Below are 15,037 nucleotides of genomic sequence, written 5' to 3' on the forward strand. Positions count from 1 at the left end.
CCCGGAGGCGGCCGGCCACGAAAGGCAAGCCCTTGCGTACCTCCCCCTCCCTGCGACGGAAGATGATCTCCGTCGCCGCGGTCTCCGCCGCGCTGTTCACGGCGGCCACCGCCACGGTGGCCGTGGCCGACGAGGCCGCCGCCCCGAAGGCAGCCGCCGTGCCCGCCGCGCAGACCGAGGCCGCCCCCGGCGTCACGGCCGAGCGGCTGATCGTCGGCTACAAGTCCGGTGCCTCCGAGGCCAAGTCGAACAAGGCCGCCGAGGCCGACGCCGCCGCCAAGGGCAAGGAGGCCGGCGAGGACGTCGACTTCCAGCGCCGCCTCGGCACCGGCGCCGCCCTGGTCGACCTGGGTTCCGATGTGAGCCGCGCGGACGTCGCCGACGTCGTCGCCGAGTACAAGGCGGACCCGCAGGTCGCCTTCGTCGTGCCGGACCGTCTGAACACCCCGCAGGCCGACCCGAACGACACCGAGTACACCAAGCAGTGGGACCTGTTCGAGTCCACGGCCGGTATGAACGTCCCCGGCGCGTGGAACACCACCACCGGCTCCGGCGTCACCGTCGCCGTCATCGACACCGGCTACGTCGCCCACACCGACCTCGCCGCGAACATCGTCGCCGGTTACGACTTCATCGCCGACACCGCCGTCTCGGTGGACGGCGACGGCCGTGACAGCAACCCGGCCGACCCGGGCGACTGGTACAACGCCAACGAGTGCGGCTCGGGCATCCCCGCGTCCGACTCCTCCTGGCACGGCACGCACGTGGCCGGCACCATCGCCGCGGTCACCAACAACAGCAAGGGCATCGCGGGCATCGCGTACGGCGCCAAGATCTCCCCGCTGCGGGTGCTCGGCAAGTGCGGCGGCTACGACTCCGACATCATCGACGCCATCACCTGGGCGTCCGGAGGCAGCGTCTCCGGCGTGCCCGCCAACACCAACGTCGCCAAGGTCATCAACATGAGCCTGGGCGGCGACGGGGCCTGCACCACCGCGACCCAGAACGCCATCAACGCGGCCGTGAACCGCGGCACCGTCGTCGCCGTCGCCGCGGGCAACGACAACGAGAACGTGTCGGGTCACTCGCCGGGCAACTGCAACAACGTCATATCCGTCGCCGCGACCAGCCGTACCGGCGCCAAGGCGTCGTACTCCAACTTCGGCTCCCTGGTGGACATCTCCGCCCCCGGCGGCCAGACCAGCACCGGCACCGCCAACGGCATCCTGTCCACGCTGAACTCCGGCGCCAAGACGCCGTCGAGCGAGAGCTACGACTACTACCAGGGCACCAGCATGGCCACCCCGCACATCGCGGGCCTCGCCGCGCTGCTGAAGTCGGCCAACTCCTCGCTGACCCCGGCCCAGATCGAGTCCGCCATCAAGACCAACGCCCGTGCCCTGCCGGGTGCCTGCTCGGGCGGCTGCGGCGCCGGCCTCGCGGACGCCGCGAAGACGGTCGCGGCCGTGAGCGGCGGTACGAGCACGGGGACCACCTTCTCCAACACCACCGCCGTGTCCATCCCGGACAACGGCTCGGCGATCGAGTCCTCCATCGCGGTCACCGGCCGCACCGGCAACGCCCCCTCGGCGCTCCAGGTGGCCGTGGACATCACCCACACCTACCGCGGTGACCTGGTCGTCAGCCTCGTCGCCCCGGACGGCACGGTGTACACCCTGAAGGCGGCGAGCACCTCCGACTCCGCCGACAACGTCAACACCACCTACACCGTGAACGCCTCGAGCGAGACGGCCAACGGCACTTGGAAGCTGCGCGTCCAGGACACGGCCGCGCAGGACACGGGCAGGCTCAACAGCTGGAAGCTCACCTTCTGAGCCTTCGGGTCTCGCTGAGCGAGCGAGCGCCCTGAGCGGGCGGGCCGGCCGGTGCGGATGGGGCACCGGCCGGCCCGTCGTTTTTTCTACCGCGCGTCCTGTTTCCGGCGACGCCGTGTGCGTGGCACACACAAGTGATCTACAAGTTGTGGGAGGCCTGGAAACTGCACGGAGTTGGAGTGCCCCGGGTTGACCGGCGGACGGTGAGATATCGTGTACGGGGAGTAAGAAACAAACGGCATGGCCTGTTCTTTTCGGGCCATGCTCTCTCGCCCCCAGGAGAGACTCGCCTATGGCCAGGCAGTTACGAGCCGAACAGACTCGCGCGGCGATCATCGCCGCCGCCGCAGAACTGTTCGACCGCCGCGGATACGAGTCGACGAGTCTGAGCGACATCGTCGATCATGCCCAAGTCACGAAGGGGGCACTCTACTTCCACTTCGCGGCGAAACAGGATCTCGCCCACGCCGTCATGGAACTCCTGTCCGGGAACCTGCGCCGGCTCAGCGAGGAGATGGACGGCCGCGGCTGCACCGCCCTCGAGGCCCTGATCCGCTCGACGTTCGGCATGGCGCGGCTGTCCCTGGAGGGGCCGGTGCCGAGCGCCGGACTCCGGCTCGCCACCGGCGGCCTGGAACTGCCGCCCGAGCTGCCGCACCCTTTCACGCAGTGCCTGGGCATCGCCACCCGCCGACTCCGCGACGCGGTCAGGGAGTCCGACCTGCACCCGGACATCGATGTCGACGCCGCCGCGCACTCGCTGGTCTGCTCCCTCGTCGGCACCCGGGTCGTCGGCCACACCCTCGAACCCGTCACCCGCCACCCCCGCCGACTGGCCGAGCTGTGGCACATCCTCATCCGCGGCATGGTGCCGGTGCCCCGCCGCGCCCGCTACCTGAGCCTCGTCACCCAGCTGGAGCGGGAGCTCAGAACCGCCTGACCCGCGCGGTACGGTGGCGCGCATGTCCCACATCCCGCCCGTGATCCTCGGCGACGAACCAGGCTCGTTCCCCCACAGCGTGCTCGCCGAGCGGCATCCCGCGATCATCCGGCAGGTACGGGAGTCCTTCCCCTACGACCCCGAGCGGCACGGCGCCCTCGACGCGCTGCTGGAGAACTGCACCAAGGGCGCCGTCGAACCCCTCGCCGCCGACGCGCCGGACCGGTCGGCCTGGGCGCTCTGGGGAGCGGCCGAGTACACCGGCCGTTCCTGGTTCGACGTCCCGTGGCTCTGGTCCGAGAGCTGGTTCTACCGCCGACTCCTGGACGCCGTGGGCTACTTCGGCCCCGGACCCTGGCAGGGCATCGACCCCTTCCGCCCGGTCAAGCTCGCCGAACTCGACTCCCCGGAGACCGACGAGGAACTGGCCGCCCTCGACGCCCTGGACAGCCGTCCCGTCGGTGACCGGGAAGCGGCCCTGCTGCACGGCTCGCTCTGGGGCAACCGCGCCGACCTCGGCTTCCGTCTCTCCGACGGCGACGCCGAGAGCCGGGCCGCCGTACCCGGGCTGGTCGCCGACGACAGCGCCGCGCTGTGGTCGCTGCTCGACGACGCGGACACCCTCTGTGTCGTCGCCGACAACGCCGGCCGCGAACTCGTCCCCGACCTGCTCCTGATCGCCCATCTCCTCGCCCACGGCCGCGTCCGGCGGGCGATCCTGCACGTCAAGCCGTATCCGTACTACGTCTCCGACGCCACGACCGCCGATGTCGTCGACGCCGTACGCCGGTTGACCCGGGCGCCGGGCGCGGCGGCCCGCTACGGACGCGAGGTGTGGTCGGCGATGGCCGACGGCCGCCTCGCCGTGCGCGCCCACCCCTTCTCCTGCGCGCCGCTGCCGTACGAGGCCATGCCGGACGACCTCCGCGCGGAGTTCGCCGAGGCCACCCTCACCGTCTTCAAGGGCGACCTCAACTACCGGCGTCTGGTGGGCGATCGACGGTGGCCGCCCACGACCCCCTTCGCCGATGTCACCGCCCACTTCCCGGGCCCGGTGGCCGCCCTGCGCACCCTGAAGTCCGATGTGATCACCGGCCTCGACGAGGCGACAGAGGCCGCCCTGGTGGCGGCGGAGGGACAGCGCTGGCGGACCGGGGGCACCCACGCGCTGATCCAGGTGCGGGGAGCCGAGTAGCCGGTACGGGAGCGGATCCGGCCATGCTCCAAGGTTTGACGATTCGGCTGGCTTTTATGTAGTGATCATGTCAATCAGGGCGTCATCATGCCCGAATGGCGTCACGAGCATTGTGTTCGGGAAGAGGAAAGGCGGCGGCCGCGGCGGTCGCCCTCACACTGGCGCTCACGGCCTGCGGCGACGACGGGGACTCCCCGTCCGCGGACGGGGACCGGCGCACGGTCACCGTGGCCGGGCTGCCGCTGGTCGACTGCGCCATGCTCTACATCGCGCGGGACCGGGGCCTGTTCGAGAAGGAGGGCCTGGACGTCCGAGTCCAGCAGATCCAGCAGAGTCTCCAGGCACTGCCGCCCCTGTCCAAGGGCCAGATCGACATGGTCGCGAGCGCGAACTACGTCACCTACTTCCAGGCCCACGAGAAGGGCACCCTCGACATCCGGATCGTCGCCGAGTCGATCAGGGCCGCGCCGAAGATGATGGACGTCCTGGTGCCGAAGGACTCCGACATCAAGTCCGTCTCCGACCTCACCGGCCGCAAAGTCGCGGTCAACGTCCTCAACAACGTCCAGTCGCTCACCCTCGACGAGATCCTGGCCGAACAGGGCGCCCCCAGTGAGCCCGTCTACCGGCAGATCCCGTTCCCGCAGATGGGCGCCGCCCTGGACAAGGGTCAGGTCGACGCCGTCCACGCCGTCGAGCCCTACGACAGCGCCATCCAGGACGAGTTGGGCGCCAGAGTCCTGGTGGACGGGGCGTCCGCGCCCGTGCAGGGCATCCCGCTCAGCGGATACATCACCACGCGGAAGTACGCCTCGGAGAACGCCGAGACGCTGGCCGCGTTCCAACGGGCCCTCAAGGCCGCGGTGAAGATCGCCGAGTCGGACCCCGGGGTCGTGCGCGAGATCCTGCCGACCTACACGAAGGTGACCGAGAAACAGGCGGCCGCCATCGACCTGCCCGTCTTCCCCGAGACCATGGACGGCGCGCAGATCGCCCGGCTGACCGATCTCATGAAGAAGCAGGGGATGTTGAAGAAGGCGATCGACCCGTCGACGCTGCTGGTGAAGTGAGAAGGCCCCGGGTGTGCGGGGGTTGAGGGGGCGGCGGGATCTGCTGCTCGGCGCGCTCGGCGTGTTGCTCGCCTTCGGGGTGTGCGAGGCGGTGAGCCGGGCCGGCATCGTCCGCCGCAGCTATCTCCCGCCGGCCTCCGAAGTCCTGGGCCGTGCACTGGAGTTGGCGGGCGACGGCACCTTCCTGGCCGGAGTCGGCGCGACGCTGCACGCCTGGGCACTGGGTCTCGGACTGGCCTGCGCGATAGCCGTCCCGCTCGGCCTGCTGCTCGGCAGCGTGCCCGTCGTGGACGCCGCCGTGCGCGCGATCGTGGAGTTCCTGCGGCCGTTGCCGTCCGTGGCGCTGATCCCACTGGTCTCCCTGCTGCTCGGCTCGGGCACCGAGACCGAGGTCGCGCTCGTCACGTACGCCTCCGTGTGGCCGATCCTCTTCAACACCGTCTACGGCCTCGGCGAGACCGACCCCCTCGCCAAGGACACCCTGCGCGCCTTCGGCTTCGGCCGGCTCTCGGTGCTCCTGCGCGTCGAACTCCCCGGCACCGCCCCCTTCATCGCCGCCGGTATCCGCATCTCGGCCGCCGTCGCCCTCATCCTCGCCGTCGCCACGGAGATCCTCGCCGGCTTCGGCGAGGGCCTCGGCATCTTCATCGCCCAGGCAGGCCTGGCCACGGACGGCACCCGCGACGTCCTGGCCGGCGTGGTCTGGGCAGGCACCCTCGGGCTGCTCGTCAACGGGGCCCTGGTGTGGGGAGAACGCCGCCTGTTCCCGTGGACGCCGGCACACCGGGGGAGCGGGGTGCGGAGGTGAACGGCGGCCGGGAGACGGGCGAGGGACAGGGAGGCGAGGCCGCGGGTGCGCGAGATCCGGGGTGTCGTGCCGGCGGTGAGGGGGGCGGGACCGGGGGCGGGCGGGAGCCCGGGTGTGGGCCCGTCGGTGCGGGAGGTGTGGCCGGGCGTGGCTCATCGGGCCCGGACACACGAGCGGAGGCCGGCGGGTCGCCGGACGAGCCGGAGCGCGCGGGTGGTGGATCGGAGGCTCCGGGGGAGTGCATCAGACGCCCCGGCGCGCGATCGCGGTCGGTCCGGGCGGCGGCAGGCCCCGTGCGCCGAGACCGGCGGGACGCAGTCGCGGCGCCGCGAACCCGGCTCCCCGTCGGGCTGCGGCACGCCCTGCTGCGCTGGCTCGTTCTCGCCGTCGCCGTGGGCGTCTGGGAGGTGGTGGCGCGGGCGCACGGCAGTGTGTACTTCCCGCCGCCGGGGCGGATCGCGCGGCACGCCTACGAGCTGTGGTTCTCCGGGCCCGTCCGGCACCTGTTCCTCACCGAGGCCGCCGTCGCCGACATCCTGCCCAGCCTCGGCCGGATGGGCGCCGGCTTCGGGCTCGCCGCCGTCGCCGGGATCGCGCTCGGCGTCGCGGTCGGCCGCTCGCGGCGCGCGTACGCCCTGTGCAACCCCGTCCTGCAGTTCGCGCGTGCCGTACCACCGCCCGCCCTGGTCCCGGTCTTCGTCGTCGTCCTCGACTTCGGTACGCCGATGCAGATCGCCTCGATCGTCTTCAGCGCCGTCTGGCCGGTCCTGATCAACACCGCCGAAGGCGCCCGCGACACCGACCCGCTGCGCCTGGACGTCGCCGCCGTCCTGCGCCTGAACCCCGTCGAACGGCTCCGGTTCCTCATCCTCCCCTCCGCGCTGCCCCGCATCTTCGCGGGCCTGCGCCTGAGCCTGTCGCTCTCCCTCATCCTCATGGTGTTCTCGGAGCTGCTCCCGGGCACCGCCAACGGCATCGGCTTCACCCTCACCGACGCCCAGACCCGCTCCGACCTGCTCACCGTATGGGCGGCCCTGGTCCTGCTCGGCGCCCTCGGCTACTTCCTCAACACCGGCCTGCTGGCGGTCGAGAAACGGCTCGTCGGCCGAGGGAGGGCGACCGCATGAGACGTACCCGGCCATGAACCGCACACAGCCACCCCACGACCCCCGGGCCAGGTGAGACCACCGCATGCTCCGCCTCGACGCAGTCGGCCAGTACTACGGCGACCACCCGGTCCTCACCGACCTCACCCTCACCGTGCCCGACGGCCAACTCCTGTGCGTGGTCGGCCCGTCCGGCTGCGGCAAGTCCACCCTGCTGCGCACCGTCGCCGGCCTGCTGCCCGCCCGCGCGGGCGAGGTCAGCATCGACGGCACACCCGTCACCGGCGTACCCGACCGGCTCGCGGTCGTCTTCCAGGACTACGGCCGCTCGCTCTACCCCTGGCTCACCGTCCGGGACAACGTCGCCCTCCCGCTGCGCCGCCGCGGCCTGGCCCGAGCCGAGCGGCGCGTCGAGGCCGAGCGCATCCTGGAACGCGTCGGCCTCGACGGCACCGCGAAACGCCACCCCTGGCAGCTCTCCGGCGGCATGCAGCAGCGCGTCGCCATCGCCCGCGCCCTGGTCTGCCGCCCCTCGCTGCTGCTGATGGACGAACCCTTCGGCTCCCTGGACGCCCAGACCCGCGAGGACCTTGAGGACCTCCTCCTGGAGGTCCACCGCACCGACGGCACCACCATCGTCTTCGTCACCCACGACATCGACGAGAGCGTCTACCTCGGCGACCGCGTCGTCGTCCTCTCCCCGGGCCCCGGCTCCCACGTCGTCCTCGACCTGCCGGTCGAACTGCCGGGCAAGCGGGAGCAGATCGGCACCCGAGGACTGCCGGAGTTCGTGGCACTGAGGGCCCGGGTGGGACGGGCGGTGCGAGGCACCTAGACTCCGACCGCCCGCCGTCCGCTCAGACGACCCGTACGTCCTGCCACACCAGCCGGTGGTCCGAGGTCGGCACATTCGTCCCGCCCCCGACCAGTCGGTACAGCGGATCGTCGGACGTCGACCAGAACACCCCGTCGCCCAGCGGCTGAAGCCCTCTGGACGGACCGGCGTTGAGGTCGCCCGTGATCACGAACCGCGACCCCGGCCGCAGACCGCCCCGGCGCCCCTTGCCGTCGTAGAGACAGGAGCTCGCGCGCGGGCCTCGTCGCCGTAGTAGCCCGGCATGCCGTACTGCCCCCACCACAGCGTGGCGCGGGACCGTTGGCGAGGCCTCACGCTGGACCTGGTCCAGCGACTCCCGTCCGGTTTGACGCCGATGAAACCGTGTCCCCGGCAAGCCGGTTCGTGCCTTGCAAGCTGACGGACGGATGCGAGGCACCATAGCCGCGCAGTGCGATGCCCTGCGCCCGACCTCGGCCCTGATTCACGCGATGGTGTGATCATGTGCCGTGCCGTGGATGCCCCCGGAAGGCCCTGGGTAGGGCCCCGCCCATGACGCAGCCCTTCGAACTCCCGCACTTCTACATGCCGTATCCCGCACGGCTGAACCCGCACGTCGACGAGGCGCGCGCGCACTCGACGCGGTGGGCCCGCGACATGGGCATGCTGGAGGGATCCGGGGTCTGGGAGCAGTCCGACCTCGACGCCCACGACTACGGCCTGCTCTGCGCCTACACCCATCCCGACTGCGACGGCCCCGCGCTCTCGCTGATCACCGACTGGTACGTGTGGGTCTTCTTCTTCGACGACCACTTCCTGGAGATCTTCAAACGCACCCAGGACCGCGCCGGCGGCAAGGCCTACCTCGACCGGCTGCCGCTGTTCATGCCGATGGACCTCGCCACCCCGATGCCGGAGCCGCAGAACCCCGTCGAGGCGGGCCTCGCCGACCTGTGGACGCGTACCGTGCCGGCCATGTCGGCCGACTGGCGCCGCCGTTTCGCCGTCGCCACCGAGCACCTGCTCAACGAGTCCCTGTGGGAACTGTCCAACATCAACGAGGGCCGGATCGCCAACCCCGTCGAGTACATCGAGATGCGCCGCAAGGTCGGCGGCGCCCCCTGGTCGTCGGGGCTCGTGGAGTACGCGACGGCCGAAGTCCCGGCGTCCGTCGCCGAGTCGAGGCCGCTGCGGGTCCTGATGGAGACGTTCTCCGACGCCGTCCACCTGCGCAACGACCTGTTCTCCTACCAGCGGGAGGTCGAGGACGAAGGTGAGAACAGCAACGGCGTGCTGGTCCTGGAGACCTTCTTCGGCTGCACCACCCAGCAGGCCGCCGACACCGTCAACGACATCCTGACCTCACGGCTCCACCAGTTCGAGCACACCGCCCTCACCGAGGTGCCCGCGGTCGCTCTGGAGAAAGGTCTCAGCGCGGCCGAGGTCGCCGCGATCGCCGCCTACACCAAGGGACTTCAGGACTGGCAGTCCGGCGGCCACGAATGGCATCTGCGCTCCAGCCGCTACATGAACGAGGGCGCCACCTCCTCCAACCCCTGGCAGGGCCTGACCGGCCCGGGCACCTCTGCCGCCGACATCGGCGCCCTGCTCGCCTCGGCCGGCGCGGAACGCCTGCGGGCGTACACACATGTGCCGTACCAGAAGGTCGGCCCGTCCCAACTGCCCGACTTCCACATGCCGTTCGAGGTCGAGCTCTGCCCGCACCTGCCCGCCGCCCGACCCCGGCTCACCGAGTGGATGCACCGGATGGGCATGCTCCAGGAGGGCGTCTGGGACGAGGACCGGCTGGCCGCGGGCGACCTGGCCCTGTGCTCGGCGGGGCTGGATCCGGACGCCACCCCCGAGGCCCTCGACCTCAGCGCGCAGTGGCTCGCCTGGGGGACGTACGGCGACGACTACTACCCGCTCGTCTTCGGCCACCGCCGCGACCTCGCCGCCGCCCGGCTGATCACCCAGCGCCTGTCGGACTGCATGCCCGTCGCGGGCGAGGAGGTCCCGGTGCCCCTGAACGGCATGGAGCGCGGCCTGATCGACCTGTGGCCGCGCACCACGGCGGGGATGACACCGGACCAGCGGCGCTCCTTCAAGGACTCCGTGAACGTGATGACCGAGAGCTGGGTCTGGGAGCTCTCCAACCAGATCCAGAACCGCATCCCCGACCCGGTCGACTACCTGGAGATGCGGCGCGCCACCTTCGGCTCCGACCTCACCATGAGCCTGTGCCGGATGGGCCACGGCCCCGCCGTCCCGCCGGAGGTCTACCGCAGCGGTCCGGTCCGTTCTCTGGAGAACGCGGCCATCGACTACGGCATGCTCATCAACGACGTCTTCTCCTACCAGAAGGAGATCGAGTACGAGGGCGAGGTCCACAACGCGATCCTCGTCGTGCAGAACTTCTTCGGCGTCGACTACCCCACCGCGCTCGACGTCGTCCACGACCTGATGACCCAGCGCATGCAGCAGTTCCAGCATGTCGCCGCACATGAACTGCCCGTCGTGTACGACGACTTCGACCTGTCGGACGAGGCACGCGAGATCATGCGGAACCACGTCCTCGACCTCCAGAACTGGATGGCGGGCATCCTGCACTGGCACCGCAGCGTCGACCGCTACAAGCCCGAGTACCTGGCCCGCCGGACCCACGGCTTCCGCCCGGACCAGGCTCCGGCGCTACCGCGGGTTAGTTGAACGGGCATTTGAAATTTCTCGCCCGGAACGGGACATTCAGGGAACTTGGGCGATGCGCCGTGAGTCTTCCGGGGTGAGGTGAAACAGACGACAGAACACACGGGGGTGTTCGATCTTGACCGACATCATCGAGAGGATCACCGAGAGCGACGAGGCGGGGGAGCGGTCGGCGGCAGGCGAACTCACGCCGTACGTGGCGCCCTTACCTGTCCCGCCCGTCCTGCGGCCCGCGACCGGCGATCTGCTGCGCGAGACGGAGATCGCCCTGCACCCGACCTGGGTCCGGCTGCACCCGCAGCTGCCACCGACCCTGATGTGGGGCTACGAGGGCCTGGTGCCCGGCCCCACCATCGAGGTGCGGCGCGGACAGCGGGTCCGCATCGCCTGGACCAACCGCATTCCCAAGGGCAGCGAGTACCCGGTCACCGCCGTCGAGGTACCGGTCCGCCCGCCGGGCACCGCGCCCGCCACGACCGAACCCGGCCGCGGCGGCGTCAAGCCCGACGAGAACGTCGCGGCCCTGCCCGCCTGGTCGGTGACCCACCTGCACGGCGCCCAGACGGGCGGCGGCAACGACGGCTGGGCCGACAACGCGGTGAGCTCCGGTGACGCCCAGCTCTCCGAGTACCCGAACGACCATCAGGCGGTCCAGTGGTGGTACCACGACCACGCCATGAACATCACGCGGTGGAACGTGATGGCGGGCCTGTACGGCACCTACCTGGTCCGGGACGAGGAGGAGGACGCCCTCCATCTCCCCTGCGGGGAGCGGGAGATCCCGCTGCTGCTGGCCGACCGCAACCTCGACACCGACGAGGACGGCCGGCTCAACGGACGGCTGCTGCACAAGACGATCGTGGTGAACCCGTCCCACCCAGAGACGGGCAAGCCGGTCACCACACCCTTCCTCGGCCCGTACACCACGGTCAACGGCCGCATCTGGCCCTACGCCGACGTGGACGACGGCTGGTACCGCTTCCGCCTGGTGAACGCGTCCAACGCGCGGATCTACGACCTGGTCCTGCTGGACGAGGACGACCACCCGGTGCCGGGCATCGTGCACCAGATCGGCAGCGACGGCGGGCTGCTGCCGCGCCCCGTGCCGATCGACTTCGACGGCGCGCTGCCCACCCTGACCGCCGCCCCGGCGGAGCGCTTCGACCTGCTGGTCGACTTCCGCGGCCTCGCGGGGCGCCGGCTCCGCCTGGTCAACAAGGGCCCCAACCAGCCGGCGGGCGTGGCCGATCCGGTGGGCAACGTGCGCTATCCAGCGGTCATGGAGTTCCGCGTCCGCGAGTCCTGCGAGACCGACACCTTCGAGCTGCCCGAGATGCTCTCCGGCTCGTTCCGCCGGATCACGCACACCGTGGAGCACGGCCACCGGCTGATCGTGCTCACCCCGCCCGGCACCAAGGGCGGCGGGGGACACCCGGAGATCTGGGAGATGACCGAGGTCGAGGACGCGAGCGGCATCACGTTCCCGGCCGAGGGGATCATCCAGGTCACGGGCCCCGACGGAAGCACGAAGACCTATCGGCGCACGGCCCGGACCTTCAACGACGGCCTGGGCTTCACCATCGCCGAGGGCAGCCACGAGCAGTGGAGCTTCCTCAACCTCGCGCCGATCCCGCACCCGATGCACATCCACCTGGCCGACTTCCAGGCCCTCGGGCGGGACCCGTACGTGGTGACGGGCTTCGACGCGACGGTCGGCGGCACCCGCACACCGATCACCTTCGACCCGTCGATCACCATCCCGCTGGCGCCCAACGAACTCGGGTACAAGGACGTCTACCGGGTCCCGGGCCGTCAGATGCTGCGCATCATGGGGAAGTTCGACGGGGCGTACGGCCGGTTCATGTACCACTGCCACTTCCTGGAGCACGAGGACATGGGCATGATGCGGCCCTTCGTGGTCATGCCCGCCGAGGCTCTGAAGTTCGACCACGGAGGCGGCCACCACGGCGGGCACGGGCAGGGTCACACGGGCTGACCCCGCTCGACCGTCGCACGCGTCACGGCGGCTCGCGCCAGCGCCCGGACCATCGGGTGCGGGCGTGAGCCGTCGCCGGACAGCTCGGGCTGGAACAGCGAGGCCAGGAAGAAGGGGTGGCCCGGCAGTTCGGCGATACGGACATGGCCGTCCTCGTCGTACCCCGAGAAACGCAGTCCGTGCGCGCGCAGGGTGTCCAGGTGGCGCGACGGGCCGTAGGCGCAGAAGTAGCGCTCGACCGTGCGCTCCGAGCCCATCACCGACTGGGCGAGCGAGCCCGGCTCGATGACGACCACGCCCTCGTGGCCCACGAGTGAGCAGGCCAGCGGCTCGATGAGGAGATCCTCGGCGTCGGGATCGGTCTCGGCGTGCGCCACCTCGGCGAGACCGCACACATTGCGGGCGTACTCCAGCAGCGCGTGCTGGAGGCCGGCGCACGTGCCGAGGAAGGGGATGCCCTCCACGCGCGCGGTACGGATCGCCGCGAGCACGCCCGCCTGGCTGCGGTACGGGCTGCCGGGCAGCACCCACACCGCGTCGAACCCACTGACGGCGCCTTCCTCCTCGGCGTCCTCGGACGGGATCCAGTAGGCGTCCAGGACAAGGCGGTCGCGCTCGGCGAGGGCGTCCAGAAGGAGGGGGACACGGGTGTGGGACACGACGCTCGGAGAGCGGTCGCCGACCAGGGCGATCCGGGGGGTTCGGGGGCTTGGGTTCGTCATGCGGCCATCCTGGGCGCGACCGCCGGATCGCGTCCAACGATGATTTCTGCACTGCCGATAAGCAACACTGATGAGACCCTGGTCGGCATGGACCCGCACCTTCTGCGCACCTACGTCAGCGTCGCCCGCCTCGCCTCCTTCTCCGAGGCCGCCCGCGAACTGGGCTACACCCAGTCGGCGGTGTCCCAGCACATCCAGGCGCTCGAACAGGATCTGGGCGCGCCGCTGCTGACCCGTCGTCCCGTCGCGCCCACGGCGGCCGGCGAGCGGCTCCTCGAACACGCGGGACCGCTGCTGCTGCGCCTGGACGCGGCCCGGGCGGACGTCGTACGGATCGCGGCGGCGCCCGAGCACGGGCTGACGCTCGCCGCCGCACCGACCGCGCTCGGAGCCCGGGTCCTGGCCGCCCTCCCGGCCGCCGGGGTGACCTTGCGCGTTCTCGCCCGCGACGCCGTTGCCGCGGCCGTCGCCACCGGCACAGCGGACCTGGGCCTGGTCGACGGCCTGGCCGCACCCAGCGACCCGCTCCGCCTGCCCGACGTGGCACCGCTCACCACCCGCGGCGCGGGCGAGGAGCCCGTGTGCGTGCTGCTGCCCGACACGCACCCACTCGCCCGCCGCGCCCGGCTGCGCCTCGCCGACCTCGCCGACGCCCGCTGGCTGGACGCCCCCGACGCCGGTCTGCCCCTGACCCACCTCCGCGCCGCGAACGGCGGCCACGGCTTCCGCCCCGCCCTGCGCTACGACGGCACGGACGTCCGCACCCTCACGGCACTGGCCGCGGCCGGCCGGGGCCTGACCCTGCTGCCGCGGGCCGCGGCGACCGGCGTGCCGGGCACGGTGGCCGTCCCGGTCACACAGCCGCGCGTGGTCCATCGCACGGAGCTGGTGTACGCGGGGTCGCCCCGGGGAGCGGCGGCGGCGCTGGCGGCCGCGCTGACCGGCTGAGCCTCGGACGGGCCGGTTCCGAGCGGGCCGAACACCCATGGCTTCCCGTTCCTGACCGCCGGTCAGTCTCACTCGTTCGTGGCTCGTCCGGCGCCCGTGACCCGGGTAGAGCATCAGCCGGGAGCGACCCGTGTCCGCCGGAGGCAAGCCATGGAACAGACCGCGTTGCGTCCGAAGCCGATGCCCGGACAGGAGCCCGACGGCGGCAGACCCCGCGCGCCCCGACACCCGCACGCCGCGCCCCGCCGCGGGCGCAGGCTGCGGACCCTGCTGCTCGCGCTGTTCGTCGGAACGGTCCTGGTGCTGTCCGGGGTCGGTCTCGGCACGGTCGGCGCCACGGTGATCGGCATGAGCAGACTCGCCGAGATGCGACGCCAGCTGCAACAGACGCCACCCACCGCGCCCCGCCCGGCCCCGGTGCCCACCCCCGCGCCGTCGTCCCCCTCGCCGACCCGCGCCGCCGCGACGCTCGGTGTGGAGGCCGTGGACGCCGAGAAGACGGGTGCCCTGGTCGTCGGCGTGCACGTGCCCGGACCGGCCTACGCGGCGGGCCTGGTACGGGGCGACGTACTCCTACAGCTGGGCAAGACCCGCATCGACTCGGCCACCGACCTCGCCCACGCCGTGTCCGACACCCGCCCCGGCCGAGCGATCACTCTGACGGTGCGTCACCAAAGCGGCGGCTACCAGCAGTTGACGGCGATCCCCGGAGTCGTCACGTGACGATACGGAAGAGTCTGCGGGGTCGTCCGGCGCCGTCGAGGGGGTGAAAGGCGCCCCCGACCGGCGAAGGTGGCTGCGGCGGGCAGGCGGGCGGGACCGGGGCTCAGCCCGGCGATCCCGGGACGGCGTTCGAGCCGCACCGCCGGCTGTTCG

The 15,037-nt window shown here is 71.5% G+C and carries 13 protein-coding genes; 11 read left to right on the forward strand and 2 right to left on the reverse strand.

Going from position 1 to position 15,037, the window contains the following annotated elements; translation table 11 throughout:
• The first annotated feature begins 32 nt into the window (after nt 1-32).
• The 7 genes from ABKA17_RS11970 (at nt 33) to ABKA17_RS12000 (ending at nt 7,789) form a co-directional block, all read left to right on the forward strand.
• Nucleotides 33-1,835, forward strand: coding sequence for a S8 family peptidase (locus ABKA17_RS11970; protein ID WP_353691948.1), 1,803 nt, complete (start codon nt 33-35; stop codon nt 1,833-1,835).
• Nucleotides 1,836-2,127: 292 nt separating this feature from the next.
• Nucleotides 2,128-2,775: a ScbR family autoregulator-binding transcription factor gene (locus ABKA17_RS11975; RefSeq protein ID WP_353691949.1), complete on the forward strand. Its 648-nt coding sequence runs from the start codon at nt 2,128-2,130 to the stop codon at nt 2,773-2,775.
• 22 nt (nt 2,776-2,797) lie between these two features.
• Nucleotides 2,798-3,970, forward strand: a complete 1,173-nt coding sequence (locus ABKA17_RS11980) for a damage-control phosphatase ARMT1 family protein (RefSeq protein WP_353691950.1) — start codon at nt 2,798-2,800, stop codon at nt 3,968-3,970.
• A 95-nt stretch (nt 3,971-4,065) separates the two neighbouring features.
• On the forward strand, nt 4,066-5,040 hold the full coding sequence (locus ABKA17_RS11985) for an ABC transporter substrate-binding protein (protein WP_353691951.1): 975 nt from the start codon (nt 4,066-4,068) through the stop codon (nt 5,038-5,040).
• Between the two features lie 13 nt (nt 5,041-5,053).
• On the forward strand, nt 5,054-5,848 hold the full coding sequence (locus ABKA17_RS11990) for an ABC transporter permease (RefSeq protein ID WP_353691952.1): 795 nt from the start codon (nt 5,054-5,056) through the stop codon (nt 5,846-5,848).
• Between the two features lie 293 nt (nt 5,849-6,141).
• Nucleotides 6,142-6,975 (forward strand): ABC transporter permease, encoded by an 834-nt coding sequence (locus ABKA17_RS11995; protein ID WP_353691953.1) that lies wholly within the window; start codon nt 6,142-6,144, stop codon nt 6,973-6,975.
• A 64-nt stretch (nt 6,976-7,039) separates the two neighbouring features.
• A complete protein-coding gene (locus tag ABKA17_RS12000) occupies nt 7,040-7,789 on the forward strand; it encodes an ABC transporter ATP-binding protein (RefSeq protein WP_353691954.1) in 750 nt (249 codons plus the stop codon).
• Between the two features lie 22 nt (nt 7,790-7,811).
• Here the strand turns inward: ABKA17_RS12000 and ABKA17_RS12005 are convergent, their stop codons facing one another.
• Complete coding sequence (locus tag ABKA17_RS12005; protein WP_353691955.1) at nt 7,812-7,979, reverse strand: hypothetical protein; 168 nt, start codon at nt 7,977-7,979, stop codon at nt 7,812-7,814.
• Nucleotides 7,980-8,341: 362 nt separating this feature from the next.
• On the opposite strand from ABKA17_RS12005, the gene cyc2 reads away from it, so the two are divergent.
• Nucleotides 8,342-10,498, forward strand: a complete 2,157-nt coding sequence (gene cyc2, locus ABKA17_RS12010; RefSeq protein ID WP_353691956.1) for a germacradienol/geosmin synthase Cyc2 — start codon at nt 8,342-8,344, stop codon at nt 10,496-10,498.
• A gap of 115 nt (nt 10,499-10,613) precedes the next feature.
• A complete protein-coding gene (gene phsA / locus ABKA17_RS12015; protein ID WP_353691957.1) occupies nt 10,614-12,491 on the forward strand; it encodes an O-aminophenol oxidase PhsA in 1,878 nt (625 codons plus the stop codon).
• Here phsA and ABKA17_RS12020 read toward each other — a convergent pair.
• On the reverse strand, nt 12,479-13,213 hold the full coding sequence (locus ABKA17_RS12020; RefSeq protein ID WP_353691958.1) for a CTP synthase C-terminal region-related (seleno)protein: 735 nt from the start codon (nt 13,211-13,213) through the stop codon (nt 12,479-12,481). The two genes, phsA and ABKA17_RS12020, sit on opposite strands and share 13 nt — an antisense overlap.
• 87 nt (nt 13,214-13,300) lie before the next feature.
• On the opposite strand from ABKA17_RS12020, the gene ABKA17_RS12025 reads away from it, so the two are divergent.
• Both ABKA17_RS12025 and ABKA17_RS12030 read left to right on the forward strand, forming a co-directional pair.
• Nucleotides 13,301-14,161: a LysR family transcriptional regulator gene (locus ABKA17_RS12025; protein ID WP_353691959.1), complete on the forward strand. Its 861-nt coding sequence runs from the start codon at nt 13,301-13,303 to the stop codon at nt 14,159-14,161.
• Between the two features lie 150 nt (nt 14,162-14,311).
• Nucleotides 14,312-14,884, forward strand: a complete 573-nt coding sequence (locus ABKA17_RS12030) for a PDZ domain-containing protein (RefSeq protein WP_353691960.1) — start codon at nt 14,312-14,314, stop codon at nt 14,882-14,884.
• The last annotated feature ends 153 nt before the right edge of the window (nt 14,885-15,037 follow it).

The organism is Streptomyces sp. RG80, assembly GCF_040446465.1.
In the GTDB taxonomy this organism is placed as follows: Bacteria; Actinomycetota; Actinomycetes; order Streptomycetales; family Streptomycetaceae; genus Streptomyces.

Bases quoted from the DNA above. Each gene is read 5' to 3' on its own strand.
- ABKA17_RS11975 (WP_353691949.1), top strand. From the start codon at position 2,128: ATGGCCAGGCAGTTACGAGCCGAACAGACTCGCGCGGCGATCATCGCC.
- ABKA17_RS11980 (WP_353691950.1), top strand. From the start codon at position 2,798: ATGTCCCACATCCCGCCCGTGATCCTCGGCGACGAACCAGGCTCGTTC.
- ABKA17_RS11985 (WP_353691951.1), top strand. From the start codon at position 4,066: ATGGCGTCACGAGCATTGTGTTCGGGAAGAGGAAAGGCGGCGGCCGCG.
- ABKA17_RS12000 (WP_353691954.1), top strand. From the start codon at position 7,040: ATGCTCCGCCTCGACGCAGTCGGCCAGTACTACGGCGACCACCCGGTC.
- cyc2 (WP_353691956.1), top strand. From the start codon at position 8,342: ATGACGCAGCCCTTCGAACTCCCGCACTTCTACATGCCGTATCCCGCA.
- ABKA17_RS12020 (WP_353691958.1), bottom strand. From the start codon at position 13,213: ATGACGAACCCAAGCCCCCGAACCCCCCGGATCGCCCTGGTCGGCGAC.
- ABKA17_RS12025 (WP_353691959.1), top strand. From the start codon at position 13,301: ATGGACCCGCACCTTCTGCGCACCTACGTCAGCGTCGCCCGCCTCGCC.
- ABKA17_RS12030 (WP_353691960.1), top strand. From the start codon at position 14,312: ATGGAACAGACCGCGTTGCGTCCGAAGCCGATGCCCGGACAGGAGCCC.